At 72.0% G+C, this 17,830-nt stretch carries 20 protein-coding genes; 10 read left to right on the top strand and 10 right to left on the bottom strand.

Annotated elements, in window-relative coordinates; translation table 11 throughout:
- The first annotated feature begins 161 nt into the window (after nucleotides 1–161).
- Both AB0I66_RS06580 and lysA read left to right on the top strand, forming a co-directional pair.
- Complete coding sequence (locus AB0I66_RS06580; protein WP_363206563.1) at nucleotides 162–521, top strand: SAV_915 family protein; 360 nt, start codon at nucleotides 162–164, stop codon at nucleotides 519–521.
- 80 nt (nucleotides 522–601) lie between these two features.
- A complete protein-coding gene (gene lysA, locus AB0I66_RS06575) occupies nucleotides 602–1,942 on the top strand; it encodes a diaminopimelate decarboxylase (protein ID WP_363206562.1) in 1,341 nt (446 codons plus the stop codon).
- 3 nt (nucleotides 1,943–1,945) lie between these two features.
- On the opposite strand, the gene AB0I66_RS06570 is transcribed toward lysA, so the two are convergent.
- Nucleotides 1,946–2,581: a response regulator transcription factor gene (locus tag AB0I66_RS06570; protein WP_363206708.1), complete on the bottom strand. Its 636-nt coding sequence runs from the start codon at nucleotides 2,579–2,581 to the stop codon at nucleotides 1,946–1,948.
- Nucleotides 2,581–3,717 carry a histidine kinase gene (locus tag AB0I66_RS06565; protein WP_363206561.1) on the bottom strand — a complete coding sequence of 379 codons (1,137 nt, stop codon included), beginning with the start codon at nucleotides 3,715–3,717 and terminating at the stop codon, nucleotides 2,581–2,583. Before AB0I66_RS06565 ends, AB0I66_RS06570 begins: the two co-directional genes overlap by 1 nt.
- A gap of 135 nt (nucleotides 3,718–3,852) precedes the next feature.
- On the opposite strand from AB0I66_RS06565, the gene AB0I66_RS06560 reads away from it, so the two are divergent.
- Entirely contained in the window at nucleotides 3,853–4,563 is a 711-nt protein-coding gene (locus tag AB0I66_RS06560; RefSeq protein WP_363206560.1) for a DedA family protein, read from the top strand.
- A gap of 5 nt (nucleotides 4,564–4,568) precedes the next feature.
- Here the strand turns inward: AB0I66_RS06560 and purB are convergent, their stop codons facing one another.
- Nucleotides 4,569–6,011: an adenylosuccinate lyase gene (gene purB, locus AB0I66_RS06555; RefSeq protein ID WP_363206559.1), complete on the bottom strand. Its 1,443-nt coding sequence runs from the start codon at nucleotides 6,009–6,011 to the stop codon at nucleotides 4,569–4,571.
- Between the two features lie 127 nt (nucleotides 6,012–6,138).
- A complete protein-coding gene (locus tag AB0I66_RS06550) occupies nucleotides 6,139–6,543 on the bottom strand; it encodes a DUF4259 domain-containing protein (RefSeq protein ID WP_363206558.1) in 405 nt (134 codons plus the stop codon).
- Between the two features lie 135 nt (nucleotides 6,544–6,678).
- Here AB0I66_RS06550 and AB0I66_RS06545 point away from each other — a divergent pair, with 135 nt between their 5' ends.
- The 3 genes from AB0I66_RS06545 to AB0I66_RS06535 all read left to right on the top strand — a co-directional run bounded on the left by AB0I66_RS06545 (nucleotide 6,679) and on the right by AB0I66_RS06535 (nucleotide 8,303).
- A complete protein-coding gene (locus tag AB0I66_RS06545; protein ID WP_363206557.1) occupies nucleotides 6,679–7,029 on the top strand; it encodes a hypothetical protein in 351 nt (116 codons plus the stop codon).
- Nucleotides 7,030–7,143: 114 nt separating this feature from the next.
- Complete coding sequence (locus AB0I66_RS06540) at nucleotides 7,144–7,650, top strand: hypothetical protein (protein ID WP_363206556.1); 507 nt, start codon at nucleotides 7,144–7,146, stop codon at nucleotides 7,648–7,650.
- Between the two features lie 224 nt (nucleotides 7,651–7,874).
- Nucleotides 7,875–8,303 (top strand): hypothetical protein, encoded by a 429-nt coding sequence (locus AB0I66_RS06535; protein WP_363206555.1) that lies wholly within the window; start codon nucleotides 7,875–7,877, stop codon nucleotides 8,301–8,303.
- Nucleotides 8,304–8,346: 43 nt separating this feature from the next.
- Here AB0I66_RS06535 and AB0I66_RS06530 read toward each other — a convergent pair whose 3' ends face one another.
- Nucleotides 8,347–9,126: an SGNH/GDSL hydrolase family protein gene (locus AB0I66_RS06530; protein ID WP_363206554.1), complete on the bottom strand. Its 780-nt coding sequence runs from the start codon at nucleotides 9,124–9,126 to the stop codon at nucleotides 8,347–8,349.
- A gap of 17 nt (nucleotides 9,127–9,143) precedes the next feature.
- Between AB0I66_RS06530 and AB0I66_RS06525 the strand changes: the two genes are divergently transcribed.
- On the top strand, nucleotides 9,144–9,620 hold the full coding sequence (locus tag AB0I66_RS06525) for a GNAT family N-acetyltransferase (protein WP_363206553.1): 477 nt from the start codon (nucleotides 9,144–9,146) through the stop codon (nucleotides 9,618–9,620).
- Between the two features lie 21 nt (nucleotides 9,621–9,641).
- Here the strand turns inward: AB0I66_RS06525 and AB0I66_RS06520 are convergent, their stop codons facing one another.
- The gene (locus AB0I66_RS06520; RefSeq protein ID WP_363206552.1) at nucleotides 9,642–10,112 is read right to left on the bottom strand and encodes a DNA-binding protein; all 471 of its coding nucleotides are present in this window, start codon (nucleotides 10,110–10,112) and stop codon (nucleotides 9,642–9,644) included.
- A 356-nt stretch (nucleotides 10,113–10,468) separates the two neighbouring features.
- On the opposite strand from AB0I66_RS06520, the gene AB0I66_RS06515 reads away from it, so the two are divergent.
- The gene (locus AB0I66_RS06515; RefSeq protein ID WP_363206551.1) at nucleotides 10,469–11,077 is read left to right on the top strand and encodes a hypothetical protein; all 609 of its coding nucleotides are present in this window, start codon (nucleotides 10,469–10,471) and stop codon (nucleotides 11,075–11,077) included.
- 68 nt (nucleotides 11,078–11,145) lie between these two features.
- Here AB0I66_RS06515 and AB0I66_RS06510 read toward each other — a convergent pair whose 3' ends face one another.
- A complete protein-coding gene (locus AB0I66_RS06510) occupies nucleotides 11,146–14,328 on the bottom strand; it encodes a carboxyl transferase domain-containing protein (RefSeq protein ID WP_363206550.1) in 3,183 nt (1,060 codons plus the stop codon).
- 100 nt (nucleotides 14,329–14,428) lie between these two features.
- On the opposite strand from AB0I66_RS06510, the gene AB0I66_RS06505 reads away from it, so the two are divergent.
- Complete coding sequence (locus tag AB0I66_RS06505; protein ID WP_363206549.1) at nucleotides 14,429–15,103, top strand: TetR/AcrR family transcriptional regulator; 675 nt, start codon at nucleotides 14,429–14,431, stop codon at nucleotides 15,101–15,103.
- Between the two features lie 84 nt (nucleotides 15,104–15,187).
- Nucleotides 15,188–15,406 (top strand): hypothetical protein, encoded by a 219-nt coding sequence (locus AB0I66_RS06500; RefSeq protein WP_363206548.1) that lies wholly within the window; start codon nucleotides 15,188–15,190, stop codon nucleotides 15,404–15,406.
- On the opposite strand, the gene AB0I66_RS06495 is transcribed toward AB0I66_RS06500, so the two are convergent.
- From AB0I66_RS06495 to AB0I66_RS06485, 3 genes are all read right to left on the bottom strand, one after another.
- Nucleotides 15,357–16,046 carry an HAD family phosphatase gene (locus AB0I66_RS06495; protein ID WP_363206547.1) on the bottom strand — a complete coding sequence of 230 codons (690 nt, stop codon included), beginning with the start codon at nucleotides 16,044–16,046 and terminating at the stop codon, nucleotides 15,357–15,359. The two genes, AB0I66_RS06500 and AB0I66_RS06495, sit on opposite strands and share 50 nt — an antisense overlap.
- Nucleotides 16,047–16,072: 26 nt before the next feature.
- Complete coding sequence (locus AB0I66_RS06490) at nucleotides 16,073–16,555, bottom strand: Lrp/AsnC family transcriptional regulator (RefSeq protein WP_361840899.1); 483 nt, start codon at nucleotides 16,553–16,555, stop codon at nucleotides 16,073–16,075.
- 111 nt (nucleotides 16,556–16,666) lie between these two features.
- A complete protein-coding gene (locus AB0I66_RS06485; RefSeq protein WP_363206707.1) occupies nucleotides 16,667–17,812 on the bottom strand; it encodes a MalY/PatB family protein in 1,146 nt (381 codons plus the stop codon).
- Between the last annotated feature and the right edge of the window lie 18 nt (nucleotides 17,813–17,830).

The raw sequence follows: 17,830 nt of genomic DNA, 5'->3' as shown, positions 1-17,830 counted from the left end.
GTTGCCTTGACTCTTCCGCACCGCGGCCGATGCGCTGCGAGAGCGAGGGCGTCAAGCCCTCGTCAACGCGGGTCACCCCGCCGTCAACGTCCCGTCATGAGGGCTCGGTCGGCACCTGGTGCCGGACATAGCGTCACCACATGTCCCCGAGGAGGAACCCCATGGCAGAGACCCAGTGCGGCGAGGACCCCGAGCCCCTTGAACCCGGCCCGGCCGGACCGCTCTTCGTCCCCGTCCGGCCGGGACCCGCGGGCTGCGTCGCCCGCCTGTTCCGCACCCCCGTGGGCGGCCGCACCGCCGTTGCCTTCACCACGCCCCAGCGGCTCAGCGCCGCCCTCGGCGACCGCCAGGCCTGGATCAGGCTCTCGGAGCCCGCGCTGCGCACCCTCACCGAACCGCTCGGCGTCCGCGAGGTCACCGTCGACCCACGTCTCGCCGCGCACCCCGTCGGCGCACCCCGGCGGCCCACACCCGCCTGGCGCGCGTGGGACCCGCGGGCGGTCGGCGCGCTGACCGCCTGAGTCGGCTGAGACGCGGACGCGGCCTGCGCAATGCGGCATGCGGCATGCGGAACGAGGACGAGGCGAAAGAGAGACTGACCGTGACCACCCTGTACGACCCCCTGACCGCCGGCGCGACGGCTGACGACGACCTGTCCGTCTGGCCCGCGTCCACCACGCGGCTGCCCCACGGCGACCTCGCCGTCGGCGGCGTACCACTCACCGCGATCGCCGGGCGTTTCGGCACCCCGGCCTACCTCATCGACGAAGGTGACGTACGCACGCGTTGCCGCACCTACCTGCACGCCTTCCCCGACGCCGCAGTGCACTACGCGGCCAAGGCGTTCCTGTGCCGCGCCATGGCCCACTGGGTGGCGGAGGAGGGTCTCGGGCTCGACGTCTGCTCCGCCGGGGAACTGGAGCTCGCCGTCACCACGGGCTTCCCCGCCGAGCGCATCGTGCTGCACGGCAACGCCAAGAGCCCGCACGACCTGGAGGCCGCGCTGCGGCTCGGCGTCGGGCGCATCGTCATCGACAGCGCCTCCGAGATCGCGCGCCTTGCCGCCGCCGTGCCGCCGGGCAGTCGCCAGAAGGTGCTGGTCCGGGTGGTGCCGGGCATCGCGGCGGGCGGCCACGCCAAGATCCGCACCGGGACCGACGACCAGAAGTTCGGCCTGTCGATCACCGATGGGTCCGCGCAGCACGCCATCGCCCGCATCCTCGGCCAGCCCGGCCTCGAACTGGCCGGACTGCACTGCCACTTGGGCTCGCAGATCACCACCGAGAAGCCATTCCTGGCCGCCGTACGCCGACTGGTCGGCCTGATGGCCCGCGTCAAGGAGCAGCACGGCGTCACCCTCCCCGAACTCGACCTCGGCGGCGGCCACGGCATCGCCTACCGCCCCGGCGAGGAAGCGCTCGACATCACCGCCCTCGCCCGCAAGGTGCGCGCCGAACTGACCGGGAGCTGCGCGGCGGCCGGACTCACCGTGCCCAAGCTGCTCATCGAACCGGGGCGCGCCATCGCGGGCCCCGCCGGAGTGGCCCTCTACCGCGTGCTCGCCGTCAAACGCACCGGCGGGCGCACCTTCGTCGCCGTGGACGGCGGGATGAGCGACAACCCGCGGCCCGCGCTGTACGGCGTGCGGTACGCGCCGCGCCTGATCGGCCGGCACTCCACGGTCGCGTCCGCGCCGGTGACCGTCGTCGGGCGGCACTGCGAGGCGGGCGACGTGCTCGCCTCCGACATCGAACTGCCGGGCGACGTACGGCCGGGGGACATCCTGGGCGTGCCGGTGGCCGGCGCCTACCACCTCTCGATGGCCTCCGGCTACAACCTCGTCGGTCGCCCGCCCGTGGTGGCCGTCGCCGACGGGCACGCGCGGCTCCTGGTGCGGCGCGAGTCCCTGGAAGACTTCCGCAGCCGCGATGTGGGCCTCTAGCGGTCAGGACCCGAGATAGCGCAGGACGGCCAGCACACGGCGGCTGTAGCCCGTCGTCCCGGTCAGCTCCAGCTTGTCGAAGATCGCGTTGATGTACTTCTCGACGGCGCTCTGCGAGACGTGCAGCTGACCGGCGATCGCCGCGTTCGTGTGCCCCTGCGCCATCTTGCCGAGCACCTCGCGCTCGCGCGGGGTCAGACGCTGGAGCGGGTCGGTGTGGCTGCTGAGGGTCAGCAACTGCCGTACGACCTCGGGGTCGAAGGCGGTCTGGCCCGACGCGACCCGCTCCAAGGCGTCCAGGAACTCGTCGACCTGGACGACCCGGTCCTTGAGCAGATAGCCGACCCCTTCGGTCGCGGTGGTCAACAGCTCGGTGGCGTAACGGCGTTCGACGTACTGGGACAGCACGAGCACGCTCGTCTCCGGCCACTTCGCCCGGATCTCGAGCGCGGCCCGCAGCCCCTCGTCGGTGTGCGTGGGCGGCATCCTTACGTCGATCACGGCGGCATCCGGCGGGTCCTCGGCCACGGCGGCGAGCAGCGCCCGCGCGTCACCGACCGAGGCCGTGACGGTGTGCCCCTCGTCCACGAGGAGCCGGGCCAGGCCCTCCCGCAGCAGCGTCGAGTCGTCGGCGAGCATTACGCGCATGGGAGCTCCGCGGTGATGAGGGTGGGCCCACCGGCGGGGCTCTCCACGGTGAGGGTGCCGTCCAGGGCGGCCACGCGCCGGGCGAGCCCGAGCAGACCGCTGCCGGACGGGTCGGCGCCGCCCCGCCCGTCGTCCTCGACGCGCAGGTGCAGCACGGCACCCCGCCGCTCGCCGTGGACGCTGACGAGGGTGGCGCCGGAGTGCTTGACGGCATTGGTGACGGCTTCGGCGGCGACGAAGTACGCCACGGCCTGGGCGGTCGGTGGCGGTGTCTCGCGCAGGTCGCAGTGCAGGCGTACGGGGATCGCGGCCCGCTCGGCGACCGTCTCCAGGGCGGCGGCGAGGCCGCCCTCGTCGAGCGTCGCGGGGTAGACGCGCCAGGCGACCTCGCGCAGCTCGACCAGGGCCTGCTGGGTCTCCTCGTGCGCCTGGGCGAGGAGCCGCGCGGACTTCTGGGGCTCGGAGGCGCGGCGGGCCCTGCCGAGCAGCATGCCGAGGGCGACGATGCGCTGCTGTACGCCGTCGTGCAGGTCGCGTTCGATGCGCCGTCGCTCGTCGTGCACGGCCTCCACCACACCGGCGCGGCTCGCGACGAGCTCGCCGATCCTGCGCTCCATGAGCTGCCCGTCGTTCGGGCCGAGGTACCGGCGGGCGTGCCGCTCGTCCGCGAGGGCGACGCCGTACGTGCCCTGCACACAGAGGTAGAACAGGAAGAGTCCGCCGACCGAGGAGAGGATCAGGGTTACGGGGGAGTCGATGTCGGCGACGAACCAGCCCCACACCGCCAGCGAGGCGTACCCCGCCCCTAGCAGCGCGCAGCCGAGCACGACACCGCCGAGCAGTCCGACCGCCCAGCGCGACGCGATGTAGTTCACGGCGGGCAGGCCGGTCGGCGGCGTGGCCAGCTCGGTGCCGAAGAAGGCGGTCATGCGCCGCCGCTCGAGATCGGCCAGCCGCCGGGCTCCGTCCACGATCCGGGCCTCGGCGCCGCGCCCGGTGCGCCGCCCCAGGGTGGCGAGCAGCCACAATCCGGCCACCAGGGCGAAGGCCAGCTCGACGAGGCCGGTGAAGGCGCCGACGAGGACGCCGACGGTCACCCTGAGCCAGCGCTGGAGATGCGTACGCATGATCGATGACGCTAGCCCAACGGCCGGGCCACGGGGACTGCGGAAAACCACAATGCTGCCCTGCGGTACACCGCACACGACCTGTGTGGCCGCCCTCATACCGCCGCGCGCCATGCCTTCCGTAGCGTCGAGTGCATGATCCTCACTGCCGCGCACGAAGCCTCGGCCCCCGCGAACGAAGCCCCTGTCGGCGGTGTCGCGGGCTGGGCCGCCGATCTCATGGACTCGTTCGGCGCCGTCGGCGCCGGAGCGGCCATCGCCCTGGAGAACCTGTTCCCGCCGCTGCCCAGCGAGGTGATCCTGCCCCTCGCGGGCTTCGCCGCGAGCCAGGGCAAGTTCGGCCTGATCACGGTCCTGCTCTGGACCACGGCGGGCTCCGTGATCGGCGCGCTCGCCCTCTACGCGATCGGCGCGCTGCTCGGCCGGGACCGCACCGTGGCCATCGCGGCCCGCCTCCCGCTCGTGAAGGCGTCCGACATCGAGCGCACGGAGAAGTGGTTCGCCCGGCACGGCACCAAGGCGGTCTTCTTCGGCCGGATGATCCCGATCTTCCGCAGCATGATCTCGGTGCCGGCGGGCGTGGAGCGGATGCGCCTGCCCGTCTTCATCGCCCTGACGACCGCGGGCAGCCTCATCTGGAACGCGGTCTTCATCCTGATCGGCCACGCACTCGGCAGCCGCTGGCACCAGGTCAGCGACCTGGTGGGCCTGTACTCCAAGGGCGTGCTCGCCGTGGTGGCGCTGGGGGCACTGATTTTCGTGGCGCTGCGGGTGCGCGCCCTCAAGGGGCGCGGGGAACCGCGCGACAAGCCACGGCGCACCCGCAGCAAGGGCAGCCCCCGCTGAGAGCCCTAGAGAATCGCCCCCGGCGCGTACGAAGCGGCCTCGGGGTGCTCCTTGAGCAGGGCCTCGATCTGCGCGACGACGACGGCGACCTGGTCGCTGGCCGCGCCCGTGAACGACAGCTTGTCGGCCATGAGGGCATCGAGCTCCGCGCGGTCCAGCGGGATGCGGGAGTCCGCGGCGAGCTTGTCGAGGAGTTCGTTGCGCTCGGCGCCCTGCTCGCGCATGGCGAGCGCGGAGGCGACGGCGTTCTCCTTGATGGCCTCGTGGGCCTCCTCGCGGCCGACGCCCGCGCGCACCGAGGCCATCAGGACCTTGGTGGTGGCGAGGAAGGGGAGGTAGCGGTCCAGCTCGCGCGCGACGACGGCCGGGAAGGCGCCGAACTCGTCGAGCACGGTCAGGAACGTCTCCAGGAGCCCGTCAAGGGCGAAGAACGCGTCGGGCAGGGCGACACGGCGTACGACCGAGCAGGAGACGTCGCCCTCGTTCCACTGGTCGCCCGCCAGCTCGCCGGTCATCGAGGCATAGCCGCGCAGGATGACCGTGAGGCCGTTGACGCGCTCGCAGGAGCGGGTGTTCATCTTGTGCGGCATCGCGGACGAGCCGACCTGGCCAGGCTTGAAGCCTTCGGTGACGAGCTCGTGCCCGGCCATCAGCCGGATGGTCTTGGCCAGCGACGAGGGGCCCGAGGCGAGCTGCACCAGGGCGGTGACGACCTCGTAGTCGAGGGAGCGGGGGTAGACCTGACCGACCGAGGTGAAGGCGCGGTCGAAGCCGAGGTGACCGGCGATGCGCTGCTCCAGCTCGGTCAGCTTGTCGGCGTCGCCGCCGAGCAGGTCGAGCATGTCCTGGGCCGTGCCTACGGGGCCCTTGATGCCGCGCAGGGGGTAGCGGCGCAGCAGGTCGTCGACGCGGCGGAACGCGACGAGCAGCTCGTCGGCGGTCGTCGCGAAGCGCTTGCCCAGGGTCGTCGCCTGCGCGGCGACGTTGTGGGAGCGGCCGGCCATGACCAGCTCCGCGTACTCGCCCGACAGCTTGCCCAGGCGCGCGAGCACCGCGACGGTGCGGTCGCGCACCAGCTCCAGGGAGAGGCGGACCTGCAGCTGCTCCACGTTCTCGGTCAGGTCGCGGGAGGTCATGCCCTTGTGGACCTGCTCGTGCCCGGCGAGCGCGTTGAACTCCTCGATGCGGGCCTTCACGTCGTGGCGCGTGACCTTCTCGCGCTCGGCGATCGAGGCGAGGTCGACGTCGTCGAGAACCCGCTCGTAGTCGGCGAGGGCGGCGTCCGGCACCTCGATCCCCAGGTCCTTCTGCGCCCGCAGGACGGCGAGCCAGAGCTGGCGCTCCAGCTTGACCTTCTGCTCGGGCGACCAGAGGGTGGCGAGCTCGGCGGAGGCATAACGCCCGGCGAGGACGTTCGGGATACGGGGCTTTGCAGGCGCGACAGTCACGTGCACGGAGTTTACCTGCCGTCCGACCTGCTCTTTGACCGTCCGTACAGTCCGGAAAGCGCGGGGACGTTGGAGCATCATCCAGGCGTGGCGCCGTCGTGACAGCGGGCCCCCGCGTGACGGGCCTCTACTCGCCCACAGGCTGCAGCACGCGCCGCAACCCCTCGACTCCCTTGCGCCACGGCTCCCCGTCGGACTCCTCCCACAAGTCGCGCAGCTCCGAGCCCTCGGCCAGCACGCGGTCCAGGGCCTGGTGGGCGGGATCGCGCTGCGACAGGAGGTCGGGTATCGCCTGCTCCGGCCCGTACACGGGGTCGACGGGCTCGCCGCCCGGGCACTGCGCGGCGACGAGGGCGGCGGCGGCCACGGCCGTCTCGGCGACACTGGCGTCCAGCTCTCCGTCCTCTTCGGCGGCGTCGCTCAGGGCGGCCCGGACAAGACTGAGCCGGTCCTCGGCAGGCGCGTCGTCGAGGTCGCCGCAGAAATCCGCCGCGGTGTCGTTGTCGAACGGCCCGACGTCCCAAGTGCCCATGGGCACTCCCGCTTTCGTCCCGTGCCGGACACCGTTCTGTCCAGCTCCGGGCATCGTGTCATCGAGCACTGACAACGGCCGGTCACCGGCTGTGCCGCAACTCCCGTTGATCCACCTACGTCTAGGCTTCACCACATGGAGCAGCGCGAGATCATCCAAAGAGTCGTCGGCATCCTGACCGAGGCGATCGAGATGCGCCGACAGGTACGGGAGAACCCGGACGGCGAGGTCGAACCCAGCGGCGCGGTGGGCGCGATGCTGGAGGAGATGCTGCCGCGCATCGAGATCCCCGCCGACGCCACCGCCATAGAGGTCGCCGAGGTGGTGGGCCGGGAACTGAGTCCGGTCATCGAGCAGATCACGTCGGCCTTCGCCTTCTCCTTCGCGCAGTTGGCGGAGGCGCACGACGAAGGACGCACCGACGTGACGTCGGCGGACGTACTGCAGTCCATCGCCCTCCACTTCGAGGACGAGGTCGAGGAGTAGGACGCACGACCCCGCGGCGCGGGCGGGCCACCCCTGGGGCGGCCCCGCCCGCGCCGCTCTATGCTGTGACGCCTGATGCGCGGGGGCGTGACGGGGCCGGTACGGGGGCTGGGGATGGATCAAGGACTGGCGGCCGTTCTCGGCGCGGCGGTGGGGGCGGTCGCCACCGGGACGGCGGCGCTCGTCACAGCGATGTCTGCGTCACGCCTGCACAAGAACAAGGCGAGGCAGGAGGCGTGCCTGGCCTACCTCACCCTGGTGGCCCAGATCCGCATGGCGCTGCTCGACATAGCCCGCCACCACCGTCCGGACCCGACGGACCTCCACGAGCCACTCGACCCGGCGACGGCCCGCGCCCGCGCCGCGGACATAGACGCCCAGTACCGCGAGCTGATCACGAAGCACGCGATCCTGATGCTGGCAGGCCCTCGCCGCGTCTACAGACAGGCGGTACGCACGACGGACCTGATCGCCCGCCCTCTGACACTCGTCACCCACTGGAGCACGACCCCGACACCGCCAACGGCCCCGCCCGAGCAACTACAGGCCTTCGACCAGGCAATGGAAGCCCTGTCCCAGGGCTTGGCCGCCTTCGCGGACACGGCGAGGGAGAGTACGTAACCGGGCGGCAGCCGACTGAAGCGCGCCGGCGGCGCAAGCTGTCAGGGGCTCCGCGTGCGGGACGGCACGACGGGGCGGAACCTGAGGACATGAGTGACAAGACGCCGCGGTGGAGCCAAGGCGATCCGGCCCCGGGGCCTCCGGGAGGACCCCTGCGATGGGGAGCGGAACCTCCGAGAGCACCGCGATCCCGGCGAGGCTGGCTGACACATGGGGCCGCGGCAGTGGCCGGGTTCGTCATCGGCGCCGTCATCGTCGCGGCGGCCACCGGAGGGTCGGACTCCGGCGACAGCGCAGAGCCGTCTGCCACGATCACCGCGACGGAGACGGTGGCGGGGAGCGGGAAGCCCGACTCCTCGCCGAAGCCCAGCGACTCAGCCTCGGCCTCAGAAGAGCATGGGGACGGCGACGGAATTCCCGGCGACGGCACTTTCGTCGTCGGAACAGAGGCCAAGCCGGGTACGTACCGCACCGCGGGACCCGCGGACGACGTCATCGACAACTGCTATTGGGCGCGTCTCAAGAGCACTTCCGGGGATGTCGGAGACATCATCGCCAACGGCAACACCAAGGGCCCGGCGACCGTCACGATCTCGCCCGGTGACAAGGCCTTCCAGACGACCGGCTGCACGGACTGGAAGAGGGTCGACTAGCGCCCGAGTCGCGGATCGCCGTCCTCGAGCGCGCCTGCGCGACCTACTCCCGCGGGTCCTCCCACGGCAGCAGGTCCGGGCGCTTGGCCGGGAGGCCGTCGCCTGAGGAGCGGCCTGTGAGGCGGCGGGCTATCCAGGGGGCCAGGTGTTGCCGGGCGAAGCGGATGTCCGCCACGCGGCGTGCCGCCCAGGTCGGTGGGGCCGTGGCCGGGAGCAGGGTCTGCCAGTCGTCCTCGGGGGCGTAGCCGAGGGACTGCCACACCGCTTCGGCGACCCTGCGGTGGCCTTCGGCCGTCAGGTGCAGCCGGTCCACGTCCCACATGCGCTGATCGCCGAGTGCGACAGACCCGTACAGGTCCACGACCGTGGCGCCGTGCCGTTCCGCCAAGTCGTCGATGTGGACGAAGAGTTCCTCCATGCGCGGGCGGAAACGCTGGAACACGGGTCCGTTCCTGCCCGGGCTGCGCATCAGGACCAGCTGCTTGCAGGCGGGGGCGAGGCGTTCGACCGCCTCTTCCAGGAGGTCGCGGACGCGGACCATGTCGCACTTGGGGCGCAGCGTGTCGTTGAGGCCGCCCACCAGGGTGATCACGTCGGGCTGCATGGCGGCCGCGAGGTCCACCTGCTCGGCCACGATCTGCGCGATGAGTTTCCCGCGCACCGCGAGGTTGGCGTACCGGAATCCGGGGGAGGCGGCAGCCATCCGGGCGGCGAGCAGATCTGCCCAGCCGCGGTAGCTGCCGTCGGGCTGGAGGTCCGACATGCCCTCGGTGAAGGAGTCGCCGACCGCGACAAGACTGGTGTAGTTGGCATTCATCTGCATGGCGGGAGCGATCGTACATGGAGCTTCGACCCTTAGCCCCGGCGGACGCGGCCACGGTGGCGCGCTGGCCCGCCTCCGCCGCCGAGGTCGCGCTGTGGTGCGGGTCGAGTGACTTCCCCGTGGCGGCGCAGGTGGTGGCCGGGTGGCAGCAGGACCCGGACGCGCACGGCCATGTGCTGGTCGCGAGCGGCACGCTCCTCGGCTACGGGGAGGTGTGGTGCGACGAGGAGGAGGGCGAGGCGGAACTCGCCCGGGTCATCGTGGCGCCGGGCGCCCGGGGGCGGGGCATCGGGCGGAGGCTGGTGCGGGGCCTGGCCGAGCAGGCGCTGCGGGCCGGCCACACGGAGATCTTCCTGCGCGTCCACCCCGCGAACACCGCCGCCCTGCGCTGCTATCACGGGGCCGGATTCCTGCCGGTCGACCCCGCTCTGGCCGAGGAGTGGAACGCCCCGCAACCCGTCAGTTATGTGTGGCTCCGGCACGCGGGAGCGTGAGGGGAGCCATACGGCGGGGGGTCAGGGGCTCGGGGGCGTGGTCTCCGTGTCGGCGACCGACGTACGGCCCACCAGCCGTTCGTAGCGCTGCCTCGCCGCCTGCGGAGTGCCGAGGCCGAGGCCGAAGGCGATCTCCGGCCAGGTCATGCCCCGGCCGCGCGCCATCTGCAGGAGCCCGGCCTCCACCTCGTCCATCTCGGTGCGTGCCATCGGCATGAGCGTCAGCGCCGCGGTGATGTCCGCGTGGTCCACCTCCGGCTCGCCCTCCTCGCGATCCGCGATTCCGGTGAGCATGAACGTCACGAGCCGCGCCGCCTCGTACGGACCGACGATCGTGGCGTGGACCTGTCGGCGCCGCTGCTCGTCGGTGGCCGCGTGGCGTTCGGCGATGCGGAACAGGGCGGCGGGGGCGCGACCCGCACGTACCTGGTCCGGGTGCGTGGGGCTGAAGGGGTCGGTCTCGGCGGGCTGCTGCTCGGGAGTCGAGGTCATGCCGTCCAGCATGGGCGGCACACATGATGCTGTCAATGGAGTGTTGTGAACATTGTGTTTGCATGCCCTCGCGACCATGGGAGCTCCGGGGCTACCAGTCGCCGGGCGAGGCGGCTTATGGAACGGTGGAAAACACGGTGGAAAACACCTGAAATGCCACTCCTGGCACACCCGGCGAGAGGGGAAGCGCATGTCATCGAAGCGACGTCGCAAGAAGAAGGCACGCCGTAAGCACGCGGCCAACCACGGCAGCCGCCCCCAGTCCTGACCGTCGCCGACCGGCGCCCGTGCAACCGGTTTCTGTGTGATCTCGTCAACAGCCTTGCCACCTGGGTCAACGGGTGAACAATGGTGCAATGTTGGAGTTGTTGCGAGAAGTCGGCGTAGAACTGCCGGGCGGTGCCGGGCTGTTGAAGTTCGGGATGACACCCGGCGAGGTCCTCGAACTGCTGCCGCCCGACAAGGTCACGCGGCACCGGCAATGCATGGGGCTGACCCTGGACCAGTACGCGGAGCTCCGGCACGCGCACGACGCCTGGCTCGGCGGGCTCCTCTTCGAGCCCGAGTGGAACTTCGACGCCGAGCTCGGCGGCGTGGTCCTGGGCTTCGGCGGCGGCGGGCCCGGCGTCACGGACCGGCTCGCCCGCGTCGAGATCCAGGCGCGGGCCCGGCCGGACCGCCCGGAAGCGACTCCGGTGGCCTGGGACGACATCGACCTCTTCGGCTATCCCGCCGCGGAGATCGTGGCCGTACTGCCCGGGGCCACCGCGTCGCCGGGCGGGCCGCCGCCCGCCGACGTGGCCGTGGGCGAGCTCGGCCTGCGCCTCTCACGGGCCAGGCCGACGGCGGAGCACTGGGAACGGGTGACTCTCTTCGGCCCCGGGTCCGGCAGCTGGGGCGCCTGCTGCGCGGGCGGACTCGTCTGCGCCGAGCAGGGGGACGGCCTCGTGGGGATCATGTACTGACGGGGCCCGTGACCGGGCCCGCATGACCGTGCCCGGGCCCGGGCCCGAGACCGGGCTTCGGTCGCCGGTCACGGCCGTGCCCCACCCGCCCCCTCCAGCGCCGCAAGAAGCCAGCTTCGCGACTCCGCCGGGTCGATGACCGCGTCGATTTCCAGCGCGGCCGCGGCGTTCACCGCCTTGCCGTGCTCGTACAGCTCGGCGACATGGGCGTCGAACACCCGCTGCCGCTCCACGGGATCGACGATCGCGGCCAGTTCCTTCCGGTAGCCCAGGCGGACGGCGCCTTCGAGCCCCATCCCGCCGAACTCGCCGCTCGGCCAGGCCGCCGTGGCCACGGGCGCGCGCGTGGAACCGCCCATCATGGCCATCGCGCCGAGGCCGTACGCCTTGCGCAGCACCAGGCTGACCAGCGGGACGCGGAGCTGGGCGCCGGTCACGAAGAGCCGGGAGAAGTGCCGTACGGTCGCGGTCCGTTCGGCGTCCGGGCCGACCATGAATCCCGGTGTGTCACAGAGGGAGACGACGGGGAGCCCGAACGCGTCGCACAGCCGCAGGAAGCGCTCCGCCTTGTCGGCCGCTTCACGGTCGATCGCCCCGCCCAGATGCCCGGGGTTGTTGGCGAGCAGCCCCATGGGCCGGCCCTCGACGCGTACGAGAGCCGTGAGGATGCCCACCCCGAAACCGCGCCGCAGTTCCAGGACCGAGTCCGTGTCGGCGATGCCCTCGATCGCGGCCCGCACGTCATAGGCGCGCCGCCGGTTCTCCGGCACCACGTGGCGCAGGAGACGCGGGTCCGGTGCCTCCCAACTGCGGTCTGCCGCATGGCTGTTCGCGAAGTAGGACAGGTACTTCCGCGCCACCCGCACCGCCTCCGCCTCGTCGGCCACCGCGATGTCCACCACCCCGTTGGGCACCTGGACGGAGAGCGGGCCGACCTCCTCGGGGCGGAACACGCCGAGGCCACCGCCCTCGATCATCGCGGGGCCGCCCATCCCGATGCTGGCCTCAGGCGTCGCGATCACCACGTCGCAGGTGCCGAGCAGGGCCGCGTTTCCCGCGAAGCAGCGGCCCGACGCGATGCCCACCAGGGGGACGTGCCCGCTCAGTCGCCCCATCTGATGGAACGTCGTCACGTCGAGCCCGGCGACCGACGTCGAGTCGGTGTCCCCGGGGCGCCCGCCGCCGCCCTCAGCGAACAGCACGACGGGCAGCCGCCGTTCCTCCGCCAGCTGGAGCATCCGGTCCGTCTTGCGGTGGTTCTGCAGACCCTGGGTGCCGGCGAGGACGGTGTAGTCGTACGACATCGCCACGCACCGCACGCCGTCGATCCGCCCCGTGCCGGTGACCATGCCGTCGGCGGGTGTCGAGGCGATCAGGTCGTCGAGGGAGCGGCGGCGGCGCTGGGCGGCGATCGCGAGGGCGCCGTACTCCGTGAACGTGCCGTCGTCGCACAGGTCGTCGATGTTCTCGCGCGCCGTGCGGCGCCCGATGCGGCGGCGCTTGGCGACGGCTTCGGGGCGTCGGGCGTCCAGGCCGATCGCGTGCCTGGCCAGGGTCTCGGCCAGGTCGGGGCGGATGGCGTCCAAGTCCGTGATGTCCTCGGCGAGCGCCGTGGCCGCCTCGCCCGCCGCCGATGCCTCCACCGTGACCAAGGGGTGGCCCTCCGTCGCCGTGCCGCCGACCCGCGCGTGCAGGGCGGTCACCGTTCCGGAGGTGGTCGCGCGCAGGATGTGCTCCATCTTCATCGCCTCGAGCACGAGCAACTGCTGTCCTGCGGCGACCTGTTCGCCCACCGCCACGTCGATGGTGACGACCGTCCCCGTCATGGGAGCGACGATGGCCGAGTCCTCGCCCGCCGGTGCGTCATCGGGCAGCAGTTCCGCCAGCAGCTCCGCCATGTGCTCGGCCACGAAGCCGGTGTGCGCGCCGCCCGCGGTGAAGCCCGGATGGGCGAGCAGCGCGCGCAGTAGGGGGATGCCGGTGCGTACGCCCTCGACGGCGAAGTCCGCCAAGGCGCGGGACGCGCGTTCGCAGACCGCGGTGAAGTCCCCGTGGGGCGTGTGCGTGATGACCTTGGCGAGCAGCGAGTCGTAACGCGCCCCGACCTCCGCTCCGTTGCGCGCCGCCGTGTCCACGCGCACCCCGCGGCCTGTCGGCACGTCAAAGCGGGTGAGTGTGCCGGTGGAGGGGAGGGCGGTGCCGTCCCGCAGGGGGGACTCGGCGTTGACGCGCGCCTGGAGCGCGTAGCCGCGTGGCTCGGGCGGCGGACCCGTCAGGCCGAGCGCCGCGAGCGATTCGCCTGCGGCCAGGCGCAGTTGTGTCACCACCAGGTCGACGCCCGTCACCTCCTCGGTGACCGTGTGCTCGACCTGGAGGCGGGGGTTGGCCTCGATGAAATGGAACTCCTCTCCGCGGAGCAGGAACTCGAAGGTGCCGAGTCCGGTGTAGCCGCACTCGCGGGCCATCCGCAGGGCCGCGGACACGAGCTTTTCCCGGACCGCCGGGGCGAGTCCCGGCGCCGGAGCGATCTCGACGAGCTTCTGGTGGCGGCGCTGGGCGCTGCAGTCGCGCTCCCAGAGGTGGGTGATCTCGCCCGTCACGTCGCCCAGGACCTGGATCTCGATGTGGCGGGCGCCGGTCAGCAACTCCTCCACGTACAACTCCGCGCGTCCGAAGCCCTGCTGGGCCTCGGAACGGCAGCGCTCCCAGGCGTCCGCCAGCTCTTCGGGGTTCCGCACGGCCCGCATGCCGCGCCCTCCGCCACCGCCGATGGCCTTCACCATCACCGCGCCCGAAGGGCCGAGGCCGGCAAGGAACGCGGTGGCATCGGCCAGGCTCGTCGGCCCCTGTGTGCCCGCGAGGACAGGCACGCCCAGCCGCGCGGCGAGCGCACGCGCGCGTGCCTTGTCGCCGAAGAGGCCGAGCACCTCGGGGGACGGCCCCACGAACCGCAGCCCGGCCTCAGCGCAGCGCCCCGCGAACTCCGCGTCCTCGCTCAGGAATCCGTAGCCTGGGTGCAGCAGCTCGCAGCCGGAACGGCGGGCCGCGGCAAGGACCGCGTCCGCGTCCAGATAGGCGGCCGGTCCCGTGCCCCCCAACGGCTGCGCCTCATCGGCCAGTTGTACGTGCCGGGCGGCGGCGTCGTCCTGCGCGTACACGGCGACCGTGCGCAGGCCCACCTCCGCGGCGGCCTGCAGGACGCGGACGGCGATCTCCCCGCGGTTGGCGACGAGCACGGCGGCAGAACCCATGAAGCCCTCCTGAGGTATCCGGCCCCGAGGTGTCCGCCCCTGAGGTGTCCGGCGCCGCCATGCTCATTGACATTGGCGTCAACGTCAATAAGCTCGCCGCGTGGCACGACATCAACAGCCCTGGGCGACCCGCACCGCCCGCGACCGCAGCGACGCCCCGGCGCGTGGGCGGCTCCTCGACGCCGCCGAGGCCGTGTTCGCGCGGCGCGGGTACGGCGCGACGACCATCGCCGACATCACCGCGGAGGCGGAGGTCTCGCGGGCGGGCTTCTATGTGTACTTCGCGTCCAAGGAGGAGATCTTCCGCGTCCTCGCGGTGCGTGTACGGGACGCGTTCCTGGCCGCGCAGGACGTGCCGGGCGTCGACCGTGACGACGCCCGCGAGGTCGTCCAGGCGTCGACCGCCGCCTTCATCGCCGCCTACGCCCAACACCTGCCGCTGCTGCGGCTGTTGGAGCAGCAGGCGCAGACCGACGCGGACGTCCGTGCCCTGTGGGAGGAGACCCAGGAGCGTCCGATCCACCGTTCCGCCCGCTACATCCGGCGGCTCGCGGCCGAGGGCACGGCCCGGCCGGTCGCCGATCCGCTCGCCGTGGCCCGCGCGGTCGGCGGCATGAGCATCCAGTTCGCCCGGCTCACGGCGTCGGCCCCGGAGACGTACGACGCGGCCGTCCGCGATGTGACCGCCATGTTCCTGCACCTGCTCGGAGTCGATCACCCGGACCGTGCCCCGGACCGGGGCCCGGACTGGACCCCGGACCGGGCCGCACGCTGAGGAGCCGCCCCATGCGCAGGGAAGCCCCTCATCGCCGAAGACGAGTGCGGGCCGCCCCGGCTCGAGGCGGGCCAGCGCCCCTACGTGTACGTGCGCACCGCCCCCGGCAGCGTCCTCACGGCGGCGGGACTGCGCGAGGGGGCGGGCGGTGCCATGGCGACCTACAAGGTGTCGGCGGTCGAGATCCTCGACGGACTGCCGCTCACCGCGACGGGCAAGTTCAGGAAGACGGAGCCGGCGGAGCGGGCGGCGGCTACGGCCGGGCCTGCGCGGCAAGGTGATCCCACGCCGCCTGCGCCGTGAACTCGGCCTGCCCGCCCCGCAGCAGCAGCTCCGCCGACGCGAACGCCGACTGGCCGGCGTGGGCGGCGACGTAGGGGATCGCGATGCAGCGCATGCCCGCCGCGTGCGCCGCGACCGCGCCCGGAGCGGCGTCCTCCAGGACCACGCAGTCGGCCGGGTCCGCGCCGAGGAGCGCGGCGGCTGCCAGGAACACGTCGGGCGCGGGCTTGCCGTGCGCGACCTCGTCCGCCGAGACGACGGTGGTCAGGAGCGCGTCGAGGCCGGTGCCCGCGAGGATCGCCTCGATGGCGGCGCGGGACGACCCGGAGGCCACGGCCATCGGCACGCCGGCACCGTGCAGCCGCTCCACGAACTTCCGCATCTCGGGGAAGACGTGGGTGTCGGCGCGGGCGAGCGCGAGATAGCGGCGGTCGAGCTCCGAGAGCAGTTCGGCCACCGGTACGCCGATGCCGTACCGGTCCTTCCACGTGGCGAGGGTCTCCTGGGTGCCGATGCCCACGTACTGCTCGTTGTCGGCCCAGGTGTAGGCGACGCCGTGCTCGGCGAGCAGTTCGCGCGACGCCTCGTAGTAATTCGGCTCGCTGTCCACGAGAGTGCCGTCGAGATCGAAGATGACCGAGGTGCCGCCGAAGATGCTCATGCACTCCAGCATGCCAAAGCCGCAGTTCAACGCTGCTCGGCGGAGGCCCTGCCGATCGACTCGACGAGCGGCAGCAGACGGTGCGGGACGCGCTCGCGCAACGCCATCTCCGTACGGGTGCGGACCACGCCCGGCATCTGGATCAGCTGCTGGACCACGTCCTCCAGGTGGCCGTTGTCCCGAGCCACGACACGGGTCAGGAGATCACCGCCGCCGGTGATCGAGAACGCCTCGATGATCTCCGGCACGGCGGCGAGCGCGTCACCCACCTCGTCCAGATGCCCCTGCGTGACCTCGATGTGCACGAAGGCGAGCACGGGATGCCCGAGCGCGGCGGCCGACAACGAAGGCCCCGTCCCGGTGATCACCCCATCCCGCTCCAGCCGGTCGAGCCGCGCCTGCAACGTGCCACGAGCAACCCCGAGCACACGCGCGTACTCCCGCACACTGGTACGAGGCTGCTCCAGAAGAAGCCGCAGAATACGGGTGTCGAGCTCATCGACGGCCATGGCACGGATCTCCCGGGTACGAGGGACGACTTCGCGACTGTACCAACGGAACACGGCGTTCGGCCTCCGGGAGACCGGCCTGACCTGCGGATACCGCCCTCGCCTCCCGCCTCAGCCGGTCGCGCCCCCGCGCTGGACCGCCCGTACCGCCGCCACCAGCGCCCTCACCCCCCGCTCGGCCTTCTCCCGTGGGCAGCCCGCGTTCAGGCGGACGTGGCCGGGGGCGCCGTATGACGTGCCGGGCATGATGGCCACCTTTTGGGTCTCGATCAGTTCGCGTTGGAGGGCGTCGTCGTCCACGGACAGGGGGCTCAGGTCGATCCAGGCCAGGTAGCCGGCCTGGGGTGGGGTCCAGTTCAGGGTGGGGAACGCCTCGTTCAGGTGGGTGGCGATCAGGTCGAGGTTGCCGCGGAGGTATGTGCCCAGGGCGTCCAGCCAAGGGGCGCCCCGGCGGTATGCCGCGATGTGGCCGACCAGGGAGAGCACCGCCGGGGAGGACAGGCCGTCGGCCTCCTTGAGGTTGCGGAGGTATGCCTCGCGAGTTGCCGGGTCGGCGATGATGCCGTAACTGCCCGTCAGGGCTGGGATGTTGAAGGATTTCGAGGCAGATGTCACCAGTGCCCAGCGCCCTTCGTGGTGGCCGTGCAGGGGCCACGGGCGGTGGACGTGCGGGGGGTGGGCCAGGTCCGAGTGAATCTCGTCGCTGATCACCGCGACGCCGTACCGCGCGCACAGAGCTGCGGTGCGGTCCAGTTCGGCCTCCGTCCACACGTGGCCGGTGGGGTTGTGGGGTGAGCAGAGGAGCAGAACGGACGTGTCCGGGAGGGCGAGGAGACGTTCCAGTTCGGCCCAGTCACCGAGCGGGCAGCCGAGCAGCCGCCGCTCGTGCGCGGCGATGGTCTTGGGGAACGCGTCGTACGTCGGCGTGTGGACGACGACGCCGTCGCCGGGGCGGGACCACAGGCGAAGCAGCTGGGAGATCTGGTAGATCACGGACGGGCCGTAGACGATCGACTCCGGCTCCACCTCGGTCGCGTGACGTTCCCCGTACCAGTCGACGATCGCGGAGAGGAAGTCCGTCTGGCGCCACCGGGAGTAGCCGAGCACCCCGTGGTCGAGCCTGCCGCGGAGCGCCGACAGGACCGCGGGCGCCGTCTCGAAGTCCATGTCCGAGATGGTGAACGGCAGCAGGTCGGGGACGCCGAAACGGTCCTCGACGTAGTCCCACTGCGTGCACCACGTGCCGTGCCGGTCCATGGGTTTGTCGAAGTCGAA

The organism is Streptomyces sp. NPDC050439, assembly GCF_040655335.1.
GTDB lineage: Bacteria > Actinomycetota > Actinomycetes > Streptomycetales > Streptomycetaceae > Streptomyces.
This window is presented reverse-complemented; position numbering and strand designations above follow the sequence as displayed.

Excerpts from the sequence above, each read along its gene's own strand:
- AB0I66_RS06485 (WP_363206707.1), bottom strand. The coding sequence starts at position 17,812 with ATGGACCGGCACGGCACGTGGTGCACGCAGTGGGACTACGTCGAGGAC.
- AB0I66_RS06525 (WP_363206553.1), top strand. The coding sequence starts at position 9,144 with ATGGAGCTTCGACCCTTAGCCCCGGCGGACGCGGCCACGGTGGCGCGC.
- AB0I66_RS06560 (WP_363206560.1), top strand. The coding sequence starts at position 3,853 with ATGATCCTCACTGCCGCGCACGAAGCCTCGGCCCCCGCGAACGAAGCC.
- AB0I66_RS06530 (WP_363206554.1), bottom strand. The coding sequence starts at position 9,126 with ATGCAGATGAATGCCAACTACACCAGTCTTGTCGCGGTCGGCGACTCC.
- AB0I66_RS06510 (WP_363206550.1), bottom strand. The coding sequence starts at position 14,328 with ATGGGTTCTGCCGCCGTGCTCGTCGCCAACCGCGGGGAGATCGCCGTC.
- AB0I66_RS06570 (WP_363206708.1), bottom strand. The coding sequence starts at position 2,581 with ATGCTCGCCGACGACTCGACGCTGCTGCGGGAGGGCCTGGCCCGGCTC.
- AB0I66_RS06515 (WP_363206551.1), top strand. The coding sequence starts at position 10,469 with ATGTTGGAGTTGTTGCGAGAAGTCGGCGTAGAACTGCCGGGCGGTGCC.
- AB0I66_RS06495 (WP_363206547.1), bottom strand. The coding sequence starts at position 16,046 with ATGAGCATCTTCGGCGGCACCTCGGTCATCTTCGATCTCGACGGCACT.
- AB0I66_RS06550 (WP_363206558.1), bottom strand. The coding sequence starts at position 6,543 with ATGGGCACTTGGGACGTCGGGCCGTTCGACAACGACACCGCGGCGGAT.
- AB0I66_RS06540 (WP_363206556.1), top strand. The coding sequence starts at position 7,144 with ATGGATCAAGGACTGGCGGCCGTTCTCGGCGCGGCGGTGGGGGCGGTC.
- AB0I66_RS06490 (WP_361840899.1), bottom strand. The coding sequence starts at position 16,555 with ATGGCCGTCGATGAGCTCGACACCCGTATTCTGCGGCTTCTTCTGGAG.
- AB0I66_RS06545 (WP_363206557.1), top strand. The coding sequence starts at position 6,679 with ATGGAGCAGCGCGAGATCATCCAAAGAGTCGTCGGCATCCTGACCGAG.
- AB0I66_RS06565 (WP_363206561.1), bottom strand. The coding sequence starts at position 3,717 with ATGCGTACGCATCTCCAGCGCTGGCTCAGGGTGACCGTCGGCGTCCTC.
- AB0I66_RS06580 (WP_363206563.1), top strand. The coding sequence starts at position 162 with ATGGCAGAGACCCAGTGCGGCGAGGACCCCGAGCCCCTTGAACCCGGC.
- AB0I66_RS06520 (WP_363206552.1), bottom strand. The coding sequence starts at position 10,112 with ATGACCTCGACTCCCGAGCAGCAGCCCGCCGAGACCGACCCCTTCAGC.